Below are 18,589 nucleotides of genomic sequence, written 5' to 3'. Positions count from 1 at the left end.
TCGGAGTTGGACACGGCCAGCCGCGTCGTAGCGCGGATGCCGACTTCCGGTACGGGTCATTCGCGACCGGGTCGAGCCGGCAGCAAGTCCGATCAGTGTCCGTTTCGCCACCGAACGCGGAAGTCAATTCAGAGCATGAGGCCGCGCCGACGGCCGCCAAGCTGGTCGAAACCCGCCCTGGACGGGCTCTACGCCACGCTGAGCAGCGAGGCTGCGGCATCGGGGTGATAGCATTCTGCCTGAAAGCCGATGGCTGTCCACCTCATCCATGGTGGTACTCCCCCAGCTCGCCGCTCCGCACGAGCTGGCCGCTTCGCAAGACGTGCACCCACGCTGACCTATATTGAGTCCGTCATCTGGCGTCATCGTCACTGAACCTTTGCGGAATTTCCAGGACCAACCTTTATAGGCTGCGAGGACGACGGCTTTCTGCCGTGAATCGGCCCGACCACAGTGAAGTGACCGTCTGATTTTTTGGCGCTGCATTTGCGCAAGAGAGGTCCGTTATGGACCAAACAGCTGGCAGGAAAGTCAGTTGCCATGCCACACAGTGTCATTCGCCAGGATGGCGCCGCTGCCGGATTCTCATTGTTGCGATGCTCTGTACCGCTTGCACTCTCCTGTTTGCGAGCGAAGCCCGAGCTCAATGCACGGCGCGAGACGTCCTGCAGCACCAACTAAGGCTCAAGAAAGCTCCGTCAGCTGACAGGCCGCAAATCCCGATCAAATCCGCCGTCGATGTTCCCGTGTGGAAGACGATCACGATCGGGACGTTTGCAAATTTCTTTGCCCTCAGTAACGCATTGGATGCGGTAGGTTGCGGCATCGGAAACTCGGCTGGCGAAATTCTCGCACGACCGACCTTTATCCTTCGCGGCGCGAAAACAAACGTAGAGCTTTTTGCGGTGTCGGCAGCCGAACTCGGCTTTAAGACCGATACTGCGTCGCTGGCGGACATTTATGCGCGCGCCGAACAGCTGGGTTTCGGACTTGCGGCGGCAGAAGTCGGGCCACAGCTGAGGCTGCAATATTTTGACCAGCCGATCGGTGAATTTCTGATCATCGGAATGGAGCCAATCAGGACGTGGAAGGGCGCCCCCGTCATCTTGAACGTAGCCAATGGCGGAGCGGGACTCATTCTCATTGGCCAAGATGGCAGCGCCGACGCACGGATCTCAGTGTCATCCCGTTTTGTATTCGTGCGGACCAATGACGCCGCACCTGCCGAGGAGCAGGAGACCGTAGCACTTATCGATCGCTGAATTTCCAATCGCTGAATTTTTGGGTGTGCGCAGCGACACAGCCGGGATCGTGCCTGAAAACTCGCGTCGTTTCATCGAGCCCGAAGTTGCCGGCCGTCACAGGTTTGCCGAGACCGAAAGACGCTTCGGGTGGACCTCGCGTCGGTATAGCGGCACCTCGGCTCGCGGGCACAAAGCTCAGGGGAGTATCTGCCATGACACAAGCGTCCATCAAAGTCGGCATGATCGCGGAGGAGACCGGAGCACTTTCGTTCATGGGCCGCGCAAACGCCAACGTGGCAAGGATGGTGGTTGACGAGATCAACGCCGATGGCGGCCTGCTGGGGCGGAAGATCGAACTCTATCTCGAGGACGGCGCAACGACCGACGCAGTCGCGGAGGCCAAGGCGGCCAAGCTTGTATTGCAGGACAAGGTGGATGTGATCTTCGGCGGCATCTACAGCTCCACGCGGCAGGCCATCAAGGGCCCGGCCGTCGTGAAGGGCAGGACGCTCTACGTCTACCCCGAGCAATACGAAGGGCAGGAATGCGACCCGCTGATCTTCTGCACCGGCCCGGTGCCGGCGCAGCAGCTCGACCCGCTCATTCCCTGGCTGATGCGCAAGACCGGTGCCAGGACATTCTACCTGCCGTCCGCAGACTACATCTGGCCGCACGTGATGAACGAGAGGGTCCGCCAGCTCGTCACCGCCAATGGCGGCAGCATCGTCGGCGAGGAATACCATCCCCTCGATCACATGGAGTACGACGAGACAGTCGCGAGGATCATGTCCAGCGGCGCGGACGTGGTGTTCAACACCATCGTTCCACCCGGGGTCGTGCCCTTCTTCGCGCAACTCCATAACGCCGGTTTTCAGGATCGCGGCGGCCAGTTGATCTGCACATATTTCGACGAGAACCTGCTCGGCCTGCTGCCCGCGCCGCATGTGGAAGGCCTCTACGGCTGCCTCGACTTCTACCAGAACGTCAGCGATCCCTTCAGCAAGACGCTGCTCGGCGCGTACGACAAGCGCTATCACGGCAAGGAGCAGTTCACGGGCGGCAGCGCCTGCTCCGGCCTCTACCGTGGGATCAAGCTCTGGGCGGCGGCCGTGAACGAGGCCGGCTCGCTGCGCCAGGAGGACGTCATCGCTGCGCTCGATCACGCGGGGATCGCCGAGGGGCCGGGTGGTCCGGCGGAAATGGTTCCCGGCCAGCACCACGTCCGCATGAACATGTATATCGCCCAGGCGAAGAGCGGCCGTTTCGAGATCGTCGAGAGCCTGGGGGCTATCGCGCCGGACGAGGCGATGGTGCCGTCCGCCGCGGAGTCCGGCCGAAGACCAATGGCGTAGTCAGCCCACCAGGTAGGGAGCGTGAGATGAATGTCCGGTCTCCAGTCAACGAGAGTCTCCTGAGCGAGCGTCTCGCCGCGCTCGAAGCGGCAAGAAGCTGGCCACCGAATGTTCTGCCTGAGCTCGAGCGCTTCATCCGGACCGCCGACGATTATGATCTTCTTCGCGTCAACCCCATCCAATACGGCGGCGCCGTCCGCATGTCCGAGGCGGACGCGGTCGAGCTGTTCGTGCACGCTGCCAAGGTGGGCCTGTTCGATATGGACTGGCTGCTGATCTGCGCCTATTGCCCGCAGGTCGCCGGCAGCTTCCGCGAGCTCGACCAGGTCCATCCACGCTTTCAGTGCGCGTTCTGCAACGCGATCAACGATGTGGCGCTGGACGACTACATTCAGGTCGCATTTACGGTCTCGAGCGGCGTCCGCGACATCATATTCCGTCATCCCGAAAGGCTGTCGGTCGAGGATTTTTACCTGCGCTACAACTTTTCCAAGGGCTTCATCGCTCCGCATGGAATGACGCATCAGCAGCTCGTTGCTGCGCTCTCACGGGGATTCGCCGATATCGAGGCTCATGAGCACCGCAGCTTCGACTTCGACGTCACAGCTGGCCGTTTCGAGGTGCTGGATTTGAGCCACAAGCTCCTTCTGGTATTCTTCGCGAACGGGGAGCCGGCAGAGCCGCAAGGGACGCTGGTCCAGCTCGAGTCGGGCCGCTTCCATGTACCGGACCGGCCGACGGCACCGAAAGACATGGTCCTCGGCGACGGACGCTTTTCGTTCCGGCAGACGGCCGATCTCAGCCCAGGCAGGCACACCATCCGGATCGAGAACCGCACCGACGATCGCGGTCGCTTCTGGTTCGTCCAGTATCCCCCAGGTTTCGCGCCCCATCTGGTCGAGTATGAACCGTTTCTGTCCGGCAAGCGGTTGCTGCTCACCCCGAGCTTCCGTGAACTCTACAAGGCACAGCTGGTGGATGAGGGCGAGAGCCTCAATATCTCGGACATGACTTACCTGTTCACCGATCTGAAGAAGTCGACCCCGCTGTATGAAAGCGTTGGTGACGTGAACGCGTATTTTCTGGTTCGCCAGCACTTCGAGATCCTGAACAGGATCATCCGGGAACGATCCGGCGCCATCGTGAAGACGATCGGCGACGCGGTCATGGCCGGCTTCGAGCGTCCCCAGGACGCCGTTCACGCCTCCATCGAGATGGTCGAAGAGCTGTCGCGATTCAATCGGACCGCTTCGCGGCCGCTGGGACTCAAGGTCGGTGTCCACAGGGGGCGGGCGATTGCGGTGAATCTCAACGACCGGATCGACTATTTCGGGCAGGACGTGAATATCGCCGCACGCGTGCAAGGTCTCGCCGATGTCAACGAAGTCTGCATCAGCGCAACGGTGATGGAGGCACCGGGCGTCGCTGACATCGTCAAATCACGCTCGGTGTCGTGCAACTACGAGAACCTGAAGGGGGTCGGTCAAAAGATGGAAGTCCATCGCATAACAATCCTGCCGACGCAGGCATGAAGGACCGCAAGGGCGGCGCGCGTGGGGCCTACACCACCGTCCTGTGCCGCGCAATGCAGGTGCGCAGCACCTCGTCCATGGGCTTGCCCCACCAGTCGTTGGAGAAGATCTCGATCTCCGAATAGCCGGCAAACCCCTGCGCTTCGACCGCTTTGCGCACCGATTTGATGTCGATGACGCCGTCGCCCATCATGCCGCGGTCGTTGAGGATGTCCCTGGTCGGCACCAGCCAGTCACAGACGTGGAAGGCAAGCAGGCGATCCTTGCCGGCGCGCGCGATCTGGCTCATCAGCTCCGGGTCCCACCAGATGTGATAGACATCGAGCGCGACGCCGAGCATGCCGCTGGGGCCGGGGTCGAGCCGGTCGCAGATGTCGAGCGCCTGTTTTGTCGTATTCACGCAGGCGCGGTCGGCCGCGTAAGCCGGATGCAGCGGTTCGATGGCCAATGGCAGGTTTGCCTGCTTGGCATAATCTAGCATCTCGGCGAGTGCCTCCTCGACCTGCCCGCGCGCCGCCACGAGATCCTTCGAGGCCTCGCTGCCCGGCCGCGAATATTGCGGCAGGCCGCCGACCACGAGGACGATGCAGGATGCGCCCAGCGCCTTGGCCTCGTCGACGCAGCGCCGGTTGTCGTCACGCACCTCGGTGCGGCGCGATACGTCGGAGGTGAACATGCCGCCGCGGCAATAGCCTGACAGCTCGAGCCCGGCATCGCGCACCGCGCGGGCGGCGCGATCGAGACCGACAGCAGCGACCTGGTCGCGCCAGGGATCGATGGCGCGGATGCCGTGCTTTGCACAGGCGTCGATGATCTCGACGAGGTCACCCTGCTTGCGCACTGTCGCCGTGTTCAGCGACAGCCAGCGATGGTCGGACGAAAAATCGCGCATCAGGATTCCAGTCCATGCGAGGCCAGCACGGTCTTCATCCGCCGCGTCGCCAGTTCCGGATTGGTGAGGAGACCGGCCTTGTCGGCCAGCCGGAACAGCTCGGCCAGATGCAGCATCGAGCGCGCACTCTCCTGCCCGCCCACCATGGTGAAATGATCCTGATGGCCGTTGAGGTACGCCATGAACACTACGCCGGTCTTGTAGAAGCGCGTCGGCGCCTTGAAGATGTGGCGCGACAGCGGCACGGTCGGCCCCAGCACGTCGTGGAAGCCTGCCTCGTCGCCGGCAGCGAGCCGCGACAGCGCATAAGACGCCGCCGGCGCGATCGCATCGAAGATGCCGAGCAGCGCATGCGAGAAGCCCTGCTGATCACCGGCGATCAGCTCCGCGTAGTTGAAGTCGTCGCCGGTATACATCTTGATGCGCTTGTCGAGACGACGGCGCATGTCGATCTCGCGCTGCTTGTCGAGCAGCGAGACCTTGACGCCATCGACCTTGGCGGCGTTGTTGTTGATGATGGCCACCGCAACATCCATGGCCTTGTCGAGGTCCTTGGTACCCCAATATCCCGTCAGTGCCGGATCGAACATGTCGCCGAGCCAATGGATGATCACGGGCTGCCGGACCTGCGACAGCACACGGTTGTAGACCTTCGCGTAGTCGTCGGCGCCGCGACCGAGTTTTGCCAGCGCGCGCGACGCCATCAGGATGATGCGACCGCCGACCTTCTCGACCGCCGAGATCTGCTCCTCATAGGCGCGGATCACGTCGTCGAGACCCCTGGCATCCTCCACCGCGAGCTGGTCCGTGCCGGCGCCGGAATACACCAGCGCGTTGCGATGCTTGGCAGCGCCGACCGAGCGCGTGATCAGCTCCAGCGAGGTCGGCCAGTCCAGCCCCATGCCGCGCTGCGCGGTGTCCATGGCCTCGGCGACGCCGAGACCGAGGTCCCAGACGTGCTCACGGAAGGCGATGGTCTTGTCCCAGTCAACAGCGACGGAGAGCCACGGGTCATTGTCGGCGAAGGGATCGGCCACCGTGTGCACGGCCGAGAATGCGATGCGGTTCAGCGGTCCCTCGAGCTTCGCCGGGAACGTTCGCGAGGCCGCGAGCCGGTAGGTCTCGATGGACCGGTCGGCTTTGGGCAGCTCCAACGATAGGGATGACATCGGCAGGACGGGTTTGTTCATGATTTCAGACCTCTCCCCGTCATTGCGAGGAGCGAAGCGACGAAGCAATCCAGACCGTCGCCGCGGAGGGACTCTGGATTGCTTCGCTTCGCTCGCAATGACGGCTTGGTAAACATCGCGGCTTATCCAACTAACTTCAGGCCTTGATCGGGGCGACGTCGATCCAGCGCCGCTCCTTCCAGCTCTTCAGCGCGCATTCGGCAAGCTGCACGCCCTTGGCGCCTTCGAGCAGCGTGAACTTGTAAGGAGCGCCCTCGTAGACGTGACGGATGAACATCTCCCACTGCTCCTTGAAGCCGTTGTCGTAGGAGACATTGTCCGGCAGCTTCTGCCAGTCGCCGTAGAAATCGTGCAGCCGCTTCTCGTCGGGATTCCACACCGGCCTCGGGGTCGCCTGCCGCGCCTGGATCATGCAGTCGGAAAGGCCGGCGACGGCCGAGCCGAGCGTGCCGTCGACCTGGAAGGTGACGAGGTCGTCGCGATAGACGCGCGTGACCCAGGACATGTTGATGTGGGCAATGACGCCGCCCTCGAGCTGGAATGTGGCATAGGCGGAATCGTCCGCGGTCGCCTTGTATTTCTTGCCCTGCTCGTCAAAACGCTCCGGGATGTCGGTGTTGCCGATGCAGACCACGCTCTGGACGTTGCCGAAGAGGTTGTCGAGCACGTAGCGCCAGTGGCAGACCATGTCGAGGATGATGCCGCCGCCGTCCTCGTCGCGGTAATTCCAGGACGGCCGCTGCGCCTCCTGCCAACCGCCCTCGAACACCCAATAGCCGAACTCGCCGCGCACCGAGAGGATGCGGCCGAAGAAGCCGGAGTCGCGCAGGAAGGCGATCTTCTTGAGGCCCGGCAGGAACAGCTTGTCCTGCACCGTGCCGTGCTTGACGCCCTTGGCGTTGGCGAGCTTGACGACCTCGAGGGCCTCCTCGAAGTTCGTCGCGATCGGCTTCTCGCAATAGACGTGCTTGCCGGCATTGATGGCCTGGGTCAGAAGGCCCGGACGCGCCTGCGTGGTCGCGGCGTCGAAGAACATGGTGTCGTTCTTGTCGGCGAGCGCAACGTCGAGGTCGGTGGTCCAGCGCGCGATGTTGAACCGCTTGGCGAGGGCCTCGACCTTGTCGGCGCTGCGGCCGACCAGGATCGGATCCGGCATCACGCGGTCGCCGTTCTTCAGGCGGACGCCGCCCTGGTCGCGGATCGCGACGATCGAGCGGATCAGATGCTGGTTGAGCCCCATGCGGCCGGTGACGCCGTTCATGATGAGGCCGAGGCGTTGGGTGGTCATGCCAATTGCTCCTGAAGTGATTTTGGCTGTTCGAGCGGGCGGAGCGCCGACCAGTCCGGATGGACCGACGTCGCAAAGCCCGTAGCGGTCAGCGATCCCGTCAGGAGATCGCCGCTGTGAATGGAGAGCCGGCTGCCGTGGCCGGCATCGGCATAGAGATCTGGATGTGCGGCCGCGAAGGCCTGGGCTTCCGCGGCGGGCGTATCGCCGAAGCCGTCGACATAGTGGTGGCCGTTGCGCTCGGCATGGGCGATGCCGAGGAAGGCGCCGAGCGCGAGATCCTGCTGCACGGCAAGGCCGGCCTGGCAGGTCAGGTCCTCGCCGGTCACGAAGAACGTCTCTCCGCCCGCACTCCACTTCGCCGCGCGCGTCGCGTTGACGACGGACTTGTAGAGCCCCTTGCAGGACTTCGAGGAGATGCCGTGATAGCCGAGTGCCCGAGCGGCAGGGAAGGCATCGTAGGAATCGTCGGCCTCATCGATGATGAAACCGCGCTCGGCGAGCGAGCCGAGCGGCGACTGCCGTGAGATATCACGCGGCATCGGCTGCTCGATATAGAGCAACCGCGAAGCGATCGGTCCAAGGCCGGGGTCACGATCGAGCCGATCGATCAACGCCTGAAGCGCCGCGAGATCGGCGTACTGCTCGTTCGCATCGAGCGTCACCTTGTAGCCTTGTCCGAGCGTATCGAGCTCCTTGCCGATCCGCGCCAGCCGCGCTGCGTCGGCTGCGGGATCGCCCGACAGCTTCAGCTTGAAGTAACGCGCGCCGGCGTTCTCATGAGCATCGGCGACGCCGCCCTTACCTTCGACCGTATCGTCGAGGCCGACGGTATGCCTGATAGCAACCCGCGGCAGCGGCTTGCGGCCGGCAAGAAACGTTGTGATATCCGTTTCCTTCAAATCAGGCGACAACCGTGCATCGATACCGGCGATATTCCCGGCCATCCCATCGAAGAAGTTGGTCTCCACGGCACGCAGCACCGCATCGAGGACCGCCTTGTCGATCTCCGCAGGGCCGTAAGCCGCAGCAAGCGCCGGAATGTTCTTCTTCGCACAGGTCGCAATCTGTGCGCCGATGCACGACGCATGCAGGTCGAACGCGGTCAGATATCCGGTCCGCGCCAAATAAAGACCGCGCGCGATCTGAAGCGAGCGGCGCAGACCGTCGACCGTCTGCGCCGGCGACAGCTCCGGCCGCTTGTCGAACCATTTCGGCACCAGCAGTTCGGCGCTGGCGCCGACCGCGGTTCCCCTGCCCTCGACCTCGATCTCGACCCGCACGAACAGCTGCGGCGTCGCGTGAAGCGTGATCGCGCCAAAGCGGAACGGCCGCGCGAACTGCACGGGACGTTCGAAGAATGCGATGTCTCGCAGCTTCAGGCGCGGCGCCATGGCTTTAGTCCAGTGCACCTTGTGAGAAGAAATGCTTGCGGATGCGCTGCACCAGCTCGGTGAAGACCGGGTCAGCCATCACGTCGAGCGAACGCGGGCGCGGCAGCGGCACGTCGTAGATCGCGGCGACCGCGCCGGGACGCTCGGTCATGACCAGCACGCGGTCGGCGAGGAACACGGCCTCCGGAATCGAATGCGTGATCAGCAGCACGGTCTTCTTCGTCTCGCGCTGGATCCGCATCAGCTCGACATTCATGCGCTCGCGCGTCAGCGCGTCGAGCGCGCCGAACGGCTCGTCCATCAGCATGATCTTGGGATCGTGCACCAGCGCACGGCAGATCGAGGCGCGCTGCTGCATGCCGCCGGAGAGCTGCCAGGGCAGCTTCTTCTCGAAGCCTTCGAGCCCGACCAGCTTCAAGAGCGCCTTGGCGCGGTCGAGATATTTTTGGCGCGGCAGCCGCTTCATGTCGATCGGCAGCATCACGTTGGACAGGATGTTCCGCCATGGCAGCAGCAGCGCGTTCTGGAACACGATGCCGACATTGCCGTGCGGCTTCGTCACCTTCTCGCCCTCGACCAGGATCTCGCCTGACGTCGGCGGCAGCAGGCCCGAGATCAGCTTGAGCAGCGTGGACTTGCCGCAGCCGCTTGGGCCGACCACGACGAAGAACTCGCCCTCGTTGATGTCAAAATCGAGCGGCCGCAGCGACGGCACGTCGCCGTCACGCGTCCGGTAGGTCTTCGACACGCCGGACAGCTTGATGCCCGACGCCTCGCCGGCAGCCCGGTCGCTCACCAGTCTCAGATGCGCGGCCGGCTGCGCGTCGATTGGTTTGGTCGCGGGATTCATCGCACCCCTCTCCGCCCGTCGTCCCGGCGAACGCCGGGACCCATACGCCGTGCCGGCGCGTTTGGGCACGCGGCGAGAGACCTTCCGTAACAAGCATGGACGGTGGTTATGGGTCCCGGCCTTCGCCGGGACGACAGGGGATATTTGTCGCTCACGAGCCACTCTTCGGCAGATAATCGTTGGTGTAGAACGCCTTCGGGTTGTCCTTGGCCTTGGCATCGAGCCCGCCATACTCGACCAGCAGGTTGACGGTCTCGGTCATGTTCTGGTCGGTGACCTGGAACGGCCGCTTGCTCTTGGTCTCCGCGGTCCGGTAGAGCGGAATGGTCAGTTCGAAGCCCTGCGTCAGCGTGTCGATCTTGCCGCCCTTGGGGTTGGCATCGAGGATCGACTGCGCCGCCGCCTTCGGCTCCTTCTCGGCGGCTTCGACCGCCTTGGTCGTCGCCGACATGAAGCGGCGGACGAGGTCGGCATTGGCCTTCACATAGTCGGCGTTGGCGATGATGCCTGACGACACCATGTTGATGCCGTAGTCGGCGAACTTGATCGGATAGACGTCCTTGCCGGTGGCGTCCTTGATCTTCATCGACTGGTCCATGACGTAGCCGAGCAGCAGGTCAGCCTGGCCATTGATGACGGCGTTGAGCTTGGTCTGGCCGTCGCCCGCCACCGTCTGGAAGTCGCTTTCCTTCAGGCCGGTCTTCTTCAGGAACAGCGGCCAGATCTGGGTCATGGAGTCCGCCGGCGTGATCGCCACCGTCTTGCCCTTGATGTCCTCGGGCTTCCTGATGTTCTTGTCGACGAAGCCCATGGCGGACATCGGTGAGGTCTGAAGCAGCACACCGGTCGCGACCACAGGCGCGCCCTTGATGGCGGCGCGCATCATGGTGGGCACGTCGACATAGCCGAAGTCGGCGGTCTTGGCCGCAACGGCCTGCGTGGTCGCAGCCGAGCCGCGGCCTTCCTGGATCTCGAGGTCGATGCCTTCAGCCGCGAAAATGCCCTTGGCCTTGCCGTAATAGAACGGCGCATGCTCGCCATAGACGTACCAGTTCAGCATCAGCACGACCTTGTCGGCTGCCTGCGCCGGCATGGCCGCGAATGCCAGCAGCGCCACTGATGCAGCCCCTATCCACCGCTTCATCGTCACTCTCCCTTGTCGTTGTTGTTTCGGCCGTTGGTGGCCGTTCGTTGCTTCGCTTACGCTGCGAAAATCACGTCCTCGCGCTGGCTGACATGCCAGGGAATGACCAGCTTCTCGATCCGGTCCACGATCCAGAACAGGACCACGCCGAGCAGCGCGAGGATCACCAGGGCTGCGAACATCGTCGGCAGGTCGAACGTGCCGATCGAGCGCTGCATCACATAGCCGATGCCGGAATTGGAGCCGACGAACTCGCCGACGACGGCGCCGACCACCGCGAGCGTCACCGACACTTTGAGGCCGGAAAAGATCGCCGGCAGCGCATGCGGCAGGTTCACCGCGCGAAACACCTGGAAGCGGCTGCCCTGCATCGCGCGGGCGAGATCGACCATGTCAGGATCGACCGACTTGAAGCCCTGCACCGCCGAGACCACCACCGGGAAGAAGCCGAGCAGGAAGGCGGAAATCACTTTTGGAATGATGCCGAAGCCGAACCAGACCACGAACAGTGGCGCGATCGCGATCTTCGGCACGGACTGCGAGAACACCAGCAGCGGATAGACGTAGCTCTCCACCGTCTTCGACCCCGCGATCAGCATCGCGACTGGAATGCCGAACAGCGCCGAGAGCAGGAAACCGCAGACTGTCGCATAGGTGGTCGGCCAGGACTGGCGCAGCAATTCCGGCCATTCGGTGCGCAGCACGGCGACGACATCGAGCGGAGCCGGGATCTGGTAGGCGGGAATCCTGAACACCCGGATCGCGAGATCCCAGGCCACCACGATGAAGACCAGGAACAAGAACGGCCGAACCCAGGCCGCGTTCAGCACCTTGGACACCGCACCTTGCTGCTTCGGCTCGGCCAATTTTCACTCCCGGCATTCTTCTTCGTTCTCAGGAGAAATTAACTCGTTGGATAAATACTGTCCAGAGCTTTCCCTGTGACGTTTTGCGCGGGGGGGTTCCGGCCATTTAGGCCTGGGATCGCCGATGGAGGTGTTCTTGGTGGAGTAATCCGGCACCACACATTCGGTGTCGTCCCGGCGAAGGCCGGGACCCATAACCACAGGACAAAGTTTGGCGAAGACTGGTCGTTCGGGATTAGCACCGCGCGCCGTCGATAGATCACGCGGTATGGGTCCCGGCCTTCGCCGGGACGACGATGGGGAGGGATATCGGGTCAAGCGAAGCGGCGAAGCCGCAGCTCTACGCCGTCTGCACCACGCCCGCGCGCTTCTTCGGGGTATTGACGATCTCCAGCAGCTCCACCGACCGCCCCGTCAGCGCGGCCAGCACGAGGCCCGCCATGTGCGCGAGCCGCTCGTCCTTGGCCTCCTTGGCGAGCAGATCGCGGCCGAAGATCACGCTCAGCGTCGCCGAGTTCGAGAGATAGAAGAAGCTGAGCGCCGCGATCGAGATGTAGAGCTGGACGGGATCGACCGCGACCTGGAAGTCGCCGCTCTCGACGCCGCGCCGCACCACGGTGCGGATCATCTCGACGAAGGGCGAGTGCATCGACTTGACCTTGGTCGAGCGTTTCAGGTGCTTTGCGCGCGCGAGGTTCTCGGTCTGGAGCAGCGAGAGGAACTCGGGGTTGCGCAGGAAATAGCTCCAGGTGAATTCGATCAGGCGGCGGATCGCCTCGGGCGGATCGAGATGTTCGAGATCGAGCCCGCGCTCCTCGCTGCGGATCTTGTCATAGGCGCCTTCGAGCACCGCGAGATAAAGCTCGTCCTTGTTGCCGACGTGGTAGTACAGCATGCGCTTGTTGGCGCCGGCCTTGTCCGCGATGCGGTCGACGCGCGCCCCGGCAAGCCCGTGGGCGGAAAACTCCTGCTTGGCGGCTTCGAGAATGCGCAGCCGCATCCCCTCGGGATCGCGCTGCCATCTCAGATTTCGCTTTGCCTTCGCCTTCGCCAAACCGGTTGCTCGCTGGGTGCTGTCAGGATGTCCTGTAACACGCGCGCGCCGGTTTGAGAACGTTTCGTCATTCCGGGGCGCGCCCTCTTGGGCGCGAGCCCGGAATCCATCGTGCAGCGGGGTACGTGGATGAATGGATTCCGGGCTCGCCGCTCCGCGACGCCCCGGAATGACGGAGGAGAGAGAGGCGGCTCTAATCCACCGGCTTCGGCGAGCGCTCCAGCAGCACCGTCTGGATGCCACAGGTGCCGTTCCGCACCGTCATGATCCGCGTGCCCGGCTTGCGGCCGTTGCGCACCTCGGTGACGTCGAGGCCGGCGGCGATCAGGCGGGCGCGCGTGGCGTCGATGTCGGCGACCCGCCAGCTCAGGCCCCAGAGACGGTCATGCGCGGCATCGCCGCCCGCCACGGGACGGCGCACCACCTCGACGATGAGGTCGCCGCAGCGGAAGAACATGAGCTGGCCCCAGTCCTGGTGCGAGCGGTCGAGCGCGAGATCAAGCCCGAGCCGCGCGCCATAGAGCGCGGCGGCACGCTCTGAATCCTCGGTGGTGATCACGACGTGGTCGAGCGCGTCGATCGGCGCGATGTCGGTCGCGACCGATCGGGGGCGCTCCTCGGCCAGCTCGAGGAAGAACATGCGCACGCCGCGCGTGAGTTCCGTGGCGGCGCGCGTGCGTTTCCAGTGCAGGACGGCCTCGGTGACAGCGTCGCTGCTTTCGACCTCGGCAACCGGATCGGGCTTGAGCGCAACCCGCTCCAGCCGCCGGTGCATCCTGCTCATGTCTGCGACACGAAAGCACAGGCTGGCGAGCACGCCTTCATGGTCGTCGAGCAGCGCGCGCATCCGGTCGGCGGTGACGCTAAAGCCGCTGGGCGCCATCAATTCGATCGTCATGTTCTCGAGGGTAAACAGCACCCGGTCGGCGCCCTCGCCGGAATTCTGCCAGGCCGGTGCGCGTCCCAAAAGTGTCCGATACGCGGCCTTGGCCGCACCGATATCCCGCACCAGAGCGACGACGTGATCGAGGCCGGTGATCATGCTCCCTCCCTCCCGACGGGGCCGGAACCGAACGTTCTGGGGGCGTCGGTTCTGCCCGGGCAACGCTGGCCCTGCCACGGTCGTATTCCGGCCCCATACTGACCTCAAGCGCCTATCGCCATGACTCTGCAAATATTTTGGCTCTGCGAATGTTTTTGGCTCCCGCCGAAGCGGTGCTAAGGTAAGCAGCCGGCCGGGACCACCCAGCGCATCACGGACAAGCAATGCAGGCTCTCTTTATCGGACAGACCTATATCGACGTCGTCTTCATCACCGACCACATGCCGACCGGCGACGAGAAGCACGTGGCCTCGGACTACGCGGTGTCCTTCGGCGGCAACGCGGTCACGGCGGCGTTCTGCTGCGCCAAGCTCGGCATCGTGCCCGATCTGATCGCCACGGCGGCCAATGACTGGCTGGGGCGCATGTTCCAGGACATGTGCGCGAAATACGCGATCTCGCTGCATGCGCGAAAAGTGAACCAGTCTTCGCTGTCCTTCATCATGCCCAAGGACGGCAAGCGCGCCATCGTCCGCTGCCGCGACGATTCCCACATCCATCCCTTTCCGATCCTCAATCTCGGCAATTGCCGCGCGCTCCATATCGACGGCCACCAGCCGGACGCCGCGATCCACTATGCCAAGGTTTGCCGCGAGGCCGGCATCCTGACCTCGCTCGACGGCGGCGGCCTGCGCACCAACACGCACGAGCTGCTGGAATTCATCGACGTCGCGATCGTCGCCGAGCGGCTATGCGAGCAGATGGACCTGACGCCTGAGAAGATGCTGGACTACCTGAAGAGCCGCGGCTGCAAGATCGGCGGCGTCACCATGGGTGAGAAGGGCCTGCTCTGGTACAACGAGACGGGCACGGTCGAGATCATGCCGGCGATGCCGATCCCGCGCGAGCGCGTGATCGACACCAATGGCGCCGGCGACGTCTTCCATGGCGCCTATGTCTATTCCTACCTCGCCCATCCCGGCAAAAGCTGGCGCGAACATTTCGACTTCGCCCGCGCCGCCTCGACCTTCAAGATCCAGCGCCTCGGCAACGAGGCCGGCCTGCCGACCCTTGTCGACATCGCCAAGGTCAGGCACGAGTTCGAGGTCAAAGCCTAGTCTTCGGAGAGGTTCAAAATGGGGCGCGTCTACGTCGCCGGAAGCATCAACATGGATGTGGTGGCGACGGCCGACCGCCATCCAAAGGTCGGCGAAACCGTCGCCGGCCAACAGGTGCTGTATTTCCCCGGCGGCAAGGGCGCCAACCAGGCCGTCGCGGCCGCGCGGCTCGGCGCGCGGACCACGCTGATCGGCCGCCTGGGCAAGGATTCATTCGGCGCCGAGCTGAAGGCGTTCCTCGGCGGTCAGGGCATCGATCTCGGATATCTCCAGGAGACGGCGCAGGCGCACACCGGCACCGCCATCATCACGGTCGCGGCGGCCGACAACACCATCGTCGTTATTCCCGGCAGCAATGCGCTGGTCAGCGCGGATGACGTCAGTGTCGTCCCGCTTGTCAAAGGCGATGTCGCCGTCAGCCAGTTCGAGATTCCGCTCCCCACGATTGCCGCCTTCTTCCGGCGGGCGCGGGCGGCGGAGGCGACGACGCTGCTCAACCCGGCGCCGGCGCAGAAATTCGGCCGCGAGCTGCTTGAGCTCGTCGACATCCTCGTGCTCAACGAGACCGAGCTCGGCTTCCTCGCCGGCACCGAGCTCTCCGACAGCGACGAGGCCACGCGGATCATCGACGTGGCGCGGCAGCTTCAGGCGCGCGCGGACCAGACCATCTGCGTCACGCTCGGCAAGCGCGGCGTGCTCGCACTCGCAGGCCGGGAGGAATTTTCAGCGCCGGGCCGCGTGGTGAAGGCGGTCGACACCACGGGCGCCGGCGATTGCTTCGTCGGCGCGCTGGCGGCGCAACTCGCCGACGAAGTTCCCCTGCGCACGGCGCTCGCCTTCGCCAACGCCGCCGCCTCGATCAGCGTGCAGCGCATGGGTGCCGGGCCGTCGATGCCGACGGCCGCGGAAGTGGCGGCGGTTCTGTAAAGCGCTTGCTTCCGCCTCTCCCCGCCTGCGGCAGGGCAATCGCATTTAAGGCCATTGCTCTGCGGCCCATCCTTCGAGACGCCCGCCTTTGGCGGGCCCTCAGGATGAGGACGGAGTGCGCGGCAGCAATTTTCGACCGGCAAAGATGCCGCTCAGCCTCATCCTGAGAGCCTGACCGAAAAAGGTGAGCGGCTTTAGCGGGCCTGTGATTCCTTCGGATTTGCAAAGATTCGAGGGAGGACACCATGCCGTGGACCAAAGCCGCTCGTATCAAGTATCAGCGCAGTGGACTGCGTTACACAGGTGATCTGACCGATGCAGAGTGGGCGTTGATCGCCCGGAAGATGCCGCCGCGACGGCGATTGGGCCGGCCGCGGGAGGTTAATCTGCGCGAGATCGTGCAGGCGATCTTCTATATTCTGTCGAGCGGCTGCCAGTGGCGAGCCTTGCCGAAGGAGTTCCCGCCATACTCGACGGTTCAGGGCTATTTTTACGCTTGGCGCGACACGGGTAGATGGCAGGAGATCGTCGAAGCTTTGGTTCGGAAGGCGCGCCGGAAGCTTGGGCGAAAGCCCAGACCGACAGCTGCCGTCATCGATAGCCAGACCGCCTCGACGACCGAGGCCGGCGGGCCACGCGGATTCGACGCCGGCAAGCGTCTCCATGGGCGCAAGCGCCATATCGTTACCGACACCAACGGTCTCTTGCTGGCTGCCTATGTTCATCCCGCCAACATTCAGGATGTCCATGGTGCCGTTCCTCTGTTGGAGCTCTTGCGAGACCGCTTCCCAAAGCTTGAGCATGTCTTTGCCGATCGGATTTATCGCGGCAAACAGCTCGTCAACGCACTCTCCAACTGCGGACCATGGACGATCGAGATCGTCGAGCGACCGCTCGGGGTCAAAGGCTTCCAGCTCCTGCCCAGGCGCTGGGTCGTCGAGCGTACCTTTGCATGGTTCGGCAGATGTCGTCGCCTCTCCAAAGACTTCGAAGCCTCTGCCGCCACCGAGCTAGCCTGGTTGCTCGCCGCCCATCTGAGGCTCCTAACTCGCCGCTTGGCCAGACCCTGAAAACGTCTACGCTTTTTGAGTCAGGCTCTGAGGAGACCGCGGAGCCGTCGTCTCGAAGGACGAGGCGGTGCGCTCAGGCCCCCGCCAAGAAGTCACATGCGATGGCCCTGCCGCCTGAGGGGAGAGGCCGGAATTTGCGAGAGCAAATTCCGGGTGAGAGGAGTCTCCGCGAGTCCGACTGTCACCGCCCCTGCGGAGAGCCCCTCACCCCGCCCCTCTCCCCGCGCGCGGGGAGAGGGAGCAACCTCACGCCAGCGCGCTCTTCAGGTCAAAGCTCTCATCTGCGGCCTGCTCCGGGGTGATCGAGCGGTCCATGCCCTGCAATCTGCGACCGAACATGTGATCGCCGGCGCGGTTGATGGACTCGATGCCGACCAGTCTGTCGCCCCTGTAGCAGAACGCCGAGAACGCCTTCCTGGCGGGGTCGCCGCGCAGAACGACGCGATCGTAGCCGGTGGTGAGGCCCGCGATCTGGAGCTTGTCGTCGCCCTGGTCGCTCCAGAACCAGGGATGGCTGTCGTAAGGCTTGCGGTCGCCGGTCAGCCGGGCCGCGAGGCAGCGGGCGTGATCGGTGGCGTTTTGCACCGATTCCAGCCGCAGCGAGCCGCCGAAGCGCGGGCTTGCGAACAGCGCGCAATCGCCGATCGCCGAGATGTTGGGATCGGCCGTCGAGAGATATTCATCGACGATGATGCCGGCAGCGACCGGCAGCCCCGCCTCCGCCGCGAGCTCGATGTTCGGCAGCACGCCGACGCCGACCACGACGAGGTCGGCGGGCAGATGCCTGCCGTCGCTCAAGGAGACGCCGGTGACCTTGCCGCCCTCGGCCTCGATGGAGGTTGCCTGCACACCGAGATGAATGCGGATGCCGGCCTCGCGATGCCGCGCCTGGAAATACTCCGAGACCTCCGCCGTCACCGCGCGCGCCATCACGCGCGGGGCGAGCTCGAGCACGTCGACCTCCAGCCCCTTGATCCGGGCCGTCGCTGCGAATTCCAGGCCGATGAAGCCGGCGCCGATCACCACCACCCGCGTCTTCGACGCCATGATCTTGCGCAGCGCCTCGCTGTCGTCGAGGATGCGCAGATATTTCACATCGGGCAGGTTGGCGTTGGGCAGATCGAGCAGCCGGTTGCGCGCGCCGGTCGCCAGCACGAGGTGGCCGTAATCAAGCGTCTCGCCCGATGCGAGATGCAGCTTGCGCCCAGCGCGGTCGATCGACACCGCGCGGCCGGCGATCAGCTCGATCTTCTGGTCCGCATAGAATTTCTCCGGCCGGAACATCAGGCTCTCCGGTCCCGCGGAGCCCTTGATGTAGGCCTTGGACAAGGGCGGCCGCTGATAAGGCAGGTGCGCCTCGTCATTGATCAGGCAGACGCGATCGGAAAAACCGGCCTGCCGCAGGGATGCCGCGACCTGGTAGCCACCATGGCCGGCGCCGACAATGATCACCGGACCGCCAGTCATTGGAACAGCCCACTTCCGGAGACACGAGCGTGACCCATGTCGTCTCCTCTCACGCTGATATTGGCTTGGCTAGCCTAGGAGGAGCCGGCGCTCGTGTCCGTCCCTCAACAAAGGCGGCCCTATTTGAGCCTATCGTTCCGCCCAGCGCAAGGGCGGCGC

16 protein-coding genes are annotated in these 18,589 nt (G+C 64.1%); 6 read left to right on the top strand and 10 right to left on the bottom strand.

Annotation, left to right across the window (positions count from 1 at the left end; genetic code table 11):
* Positions 1–506 precede the first annotated feature (506 nt).
* The 3 genes from XI08_RS03960 (at position 507) to XI08_RS03950 (ending at position 4,128) form a co-directional block, all read left to right on the top strand.
* Positions 507–1,262, top strand: coding sequence for a hypothetical protein (locus XI08_RS03960; RefSeq protein ID WP_271573427.1), 756 nt, complete (start codon positions 507–509; stop codon positions 1,260–1,262).
* Positions 1,263–1,456: 194 nt separating this feature from the next.
* Entirely contained in the window at positions 1,457–2,596 is a 1,140-nt protein-coding gene (locus tag XI08_RS03955; protein WP_271573426.1) for a substrate-binding protein, read from the top strand.
* A gap of 26 nt (positions 2,597–2,622) precedes the next feature.
* The gene (locus tag XI08_RS03950) at positions 2,623–4,128 is read left to right on the top strand and encodes an adenylate/guanylate cyclase domain-containing protein (protein ID WP_271573425.1); all 1,506 of its coding nucleotides are present in this window, start codon (positions 2,623–2,625) and stop codon (positions 4,126–4,128) included.
* Positions 4,129–4,156: 28 nt separating this feature from the next.
* On the opposite strand, the gene XI08_RS03945 is transcribed toward XI08_RS03950, so the two are convergent.
* The 9 genes from XI08_RS03945 to XI08_RS03905 all read right to left on the bottom strand — a co-directional run bounded on the left by XI08_RS03945 (position 4,157) and on the right by XI08_RS03905 (position 13,848).
* Entirely contained in the window at positions 4,157–5,020 is an 864-nt protein-coding gene (locus tag XI08_RS03945; protein WP_271573424.1) for a sugar phosphate isomerase/epimerase family protein, read from the bottom strand.
* Positions 5,020–6,210: a dihydrodipicolinate synthase family protein gene (locus tag XI08_RS03940; RefSeq protein ID WP_271573423.1), complete on the bottom strand. Its 1,191-nt coding sequence runs from the start codon at positions 6,208–6,210 to the stop codon at positions 5,020–5,022. Before XI08_RS03940 ends, XI08_RS03945 begins: the two co-directional genes overlap by 1 nt.
* A gap of 136 nt (positions 6,211–6,346) precedes the next feature.
* Positions 6,347–7,498 carry a Gfo/Idh/MocA family protein gene (locus XI08_RS03935; protein WP_271573422.1) on the bottom strand — a complete coding sequence of 384 codons (1,152 nt, stop codon included), beginning with the start codon at positions 7,496–7,498 and terminating at the stop codon, positions 6,347–6,349.
* Positions 7,495–8,892 carry a hypothetical protein gene (locus XI08_RS03930; RefSeq protein WP_271573421.1) on the bottom strand — a complete coding sequence of 466 codons (1,398 nt, stop codon included), beginning with the start codon at positions 8,890–8,892 and terminating at the stop codon, positions 7,495–7,497. Before XI08_RS03930 ends, XI08_RS03935 begins: the two co-directional genes overlap by 4 nt.
* A gap of 4 nt (positions 8,893–8,896) precedes the next feature.
* Entirely contained in the window at positions 8,897–9,742 is an 846-nt protein-coding gene (locus XI08_RS03925) for an ABC transporter ATP-binding protein (protein WP_271573420.1), read from the bottom strand.
* Positions 9,743–9,893: 151 nt separating this feature from the next.
* A complete protein-coding gene (locus tag XI08_RS03920) occupies positions 9,894–10,886 on the bottom strand; it encodes an ABC transporter substrate-binding protein (protein WP_271573419.1) in 993 nt (330 codons plus the stop codon).
* Positions 10,887–10,942: 56 nt separating this feature from the next.
* Entirely contained in the window at positions 10,943–11,752 is an 810-nt protein-coding gene (locus XI08_RS03915) for an ABC transporter permease (protein WP_271573418.1), read from the bottom strand.
* A 340-nt stretch (positions 11,753–12,092) separates the two neighbouring features.
* Complete coding sequence (locus tag XI08_RS03910) at positions 12,093–12,752, bottom strand: TetR/AcrR family transcriptional regulator (RefSeq protein ID WP_271573417.1); 660 nt, start codon at positions 12,750–12,752, stop codon at positions 12,093–12,095.
* A gap of 247 nt (positions 12,753–12,999) precedes the next feature.
* Positions 13,000–13,848, bottom strand: a complete 849-nt coding sequence (locus XI08_RS03905; protein ID WP_271573416.1) for a VOC family protein — start codon at positions 13,846–13,848, stop codon at positions 13,000–13,002.
* Positions 13,849–14,072: 224 nt separating this feature from the next.
* On the opposite strand from XI08_RS03905, the gene XI08_RS03900 reads away from it, so the two are divergent.
* From XI08_RS03900 to XI08_RS03890, 3 genes are all read left to right on the top strand, one after another.
* Complete coding sequence (locus XI08_RS03900) at positions 14,073–14,966, top strand: sugar kinase (protein ID WP_027547979.1); 894 nt, start codon at positions 14,073–14,075, stop codon at positions 14,964–14,966.
* Between the two features lie 18 nt (positions 14,967–14,984).
* Positions 14,985–15,893, top strand: coding sequence for a ribokinase (locus XI08_RS03895; protein ID WP_271573415.1), 909 nt, complete (start codon positions 14,985–14,987; stop codon positions 15,891–15,893).
* Between the two features lie 245 nt (positions 15,894–16,138).
* Complete coding sequence (locus XI08_RS03890) at positions 16,139–16,963, top strand: IS5 family transposase (protein WP_271573414.1); 825 nt, start codon at positions 16,139–16,141, stop codon at positions 16,961–16,963.
* A gap of 246 nt (positions 16,964–17,209) precedes the next feature.
* Here XI08_RS03890 and XI08_RS03885 read toward each other — a convergent pair whose 3' ends face one another.
* Positions 17,210–18,430, bottom strand: a complete 1,221-nt coding sequence (locus tag XI08_RS03885) for an NAD(P)/FAD-dependent oxidoreductase (protein WP_271573413.1) — start codon at positions 18,428–18,430, stop codon at positions 17,210–17,212.
* Positions 18,431–18,589 lie beyond the last annotated feature (159 nt).

Origin of the sequence: Bradyrhizobium sp. CCBAU 11361, assembly GCF_028128935.1 — a bacterium.
GTDB lineage: Bacteria > Pseudomonadota > Alphaproteobacteria > Rhizobiales > Xanthobacteraceae > Bradyrhizobium > Bradyrhizobium niftali.
Note: the sequence above shows the minus strand (reverse complement) of the source record. Positions and strands in the feature narration are given on the sequence as shown.

Excerpts from the sequence above, each read along its gene's own strand:
- XI08_RS03960 (WP_271573427.1), top strand. The coding sequence starts at position 507 with ATGGACCAAACAGCTGGCAGGAAAGTCAGTTGCCATGCCACACAGTGT.
- XI08_RS03955 (WP_271573426.1), top strand. The coding sequence starts at position 1,457 with ATGACACAAGCGTCCATCAAAGTCGGCATGATCGCGGAGGAGACCGGA.
- XI08_RS03950 (WP_271573425.1), top strand. The coding sequence starts at position 2,623 with ATGAATGTCCGGTCTCCAGTCAACGAGAGTCTCCTGAGCGAGCGTCTC.
- XI08_RS03945 (WP_271573424.1), bottom strand. The coding sequence starts at position 5,020 with ATGCGCGATTTTTCGTCCGACCATCGCTGGCTGTCGCTGAACACGGCG.
- XI08_RS03940 (WP_271573423.1), bottom strand. The coding sequence starts at position 6,210 with ATGAACAAACCCGTCCTGCCGATGTCATCCCTATCGTTGGAGCTGCCC.
- XI08_RS03935 (WP_271573422.1), bottom strand. The coding sequence starts at position 7,498 with ATGACCACCCAACGCCTCGGCCTCATCATGAACGGCGTCACCGGCCGC.
- XI08_RS03930 (WP_271573421.1), bottom strand. The coding sequence starts at position 8,892 with ATGGCGCCGCGCCTGAAGCTGCGAGACATCGCATTCTTCGAACGTCCC.
- XI08_RS03925 (WP_271573420.1), bottom strand. The coding sequence starts at position 9,742 with ATGAATCCCGCGACCAAACCAATCGACGCGCAGCCGGCCGCGCATCTG.
- XI08_RS03920 (WP_271573419.1), bottom strand. The coding sequence starts at position 10,886 with ATGAAGCGGTGGATAGGGGCTGCATCAGTGGCGCTGCTGGCATTCGCG.
- XI08_RS03910 (WP_271573417.1), bottom strand. The coding sequence starts at position 12,752 with ATGCGGCTGCGCATTCTCGAAGCCGCCAAGCAGGAGTTTTCCGCCCAC.
- XI08_RS03905 (WP_271573416.1), bottom strand. The coding sequence starts at position 13,848 with ATGATCACCGGCCTCGATCACGTCGTCGCTCTGGTGCGGGATATCGGT.
- XI08_RS03900 (WP_027547979.1), top strand. The coding sequence starts at position 14,073 with ATGCAGGCTCTCTTTATCGGACAGACCTATATCGACGTCGTCTTCATC.
- XI08_RS03895 (WP_271573415.1), top strand. The coding sequence starts at position 14,985 with ATGGGGCGCGTCTACGTCGCCGGAAGCATCAACATGGATGTGGTGGCG.
- XI08_RS03890 (WP_271573414.1), top strand. The coding sequence starts at position 16,139 with ATGCCGTGGACCAAAGCCGCTCGTATCAAGTATCAGCGCAGTGGACTG.
- XI08_RS03885 (WP_271573413.1), bottom strand. The coding sequence starts at position 18,430 with ATGACTGGCGGTCCGGTGATCATTGTCGGCGCCGGCCATGGTGGCTAC.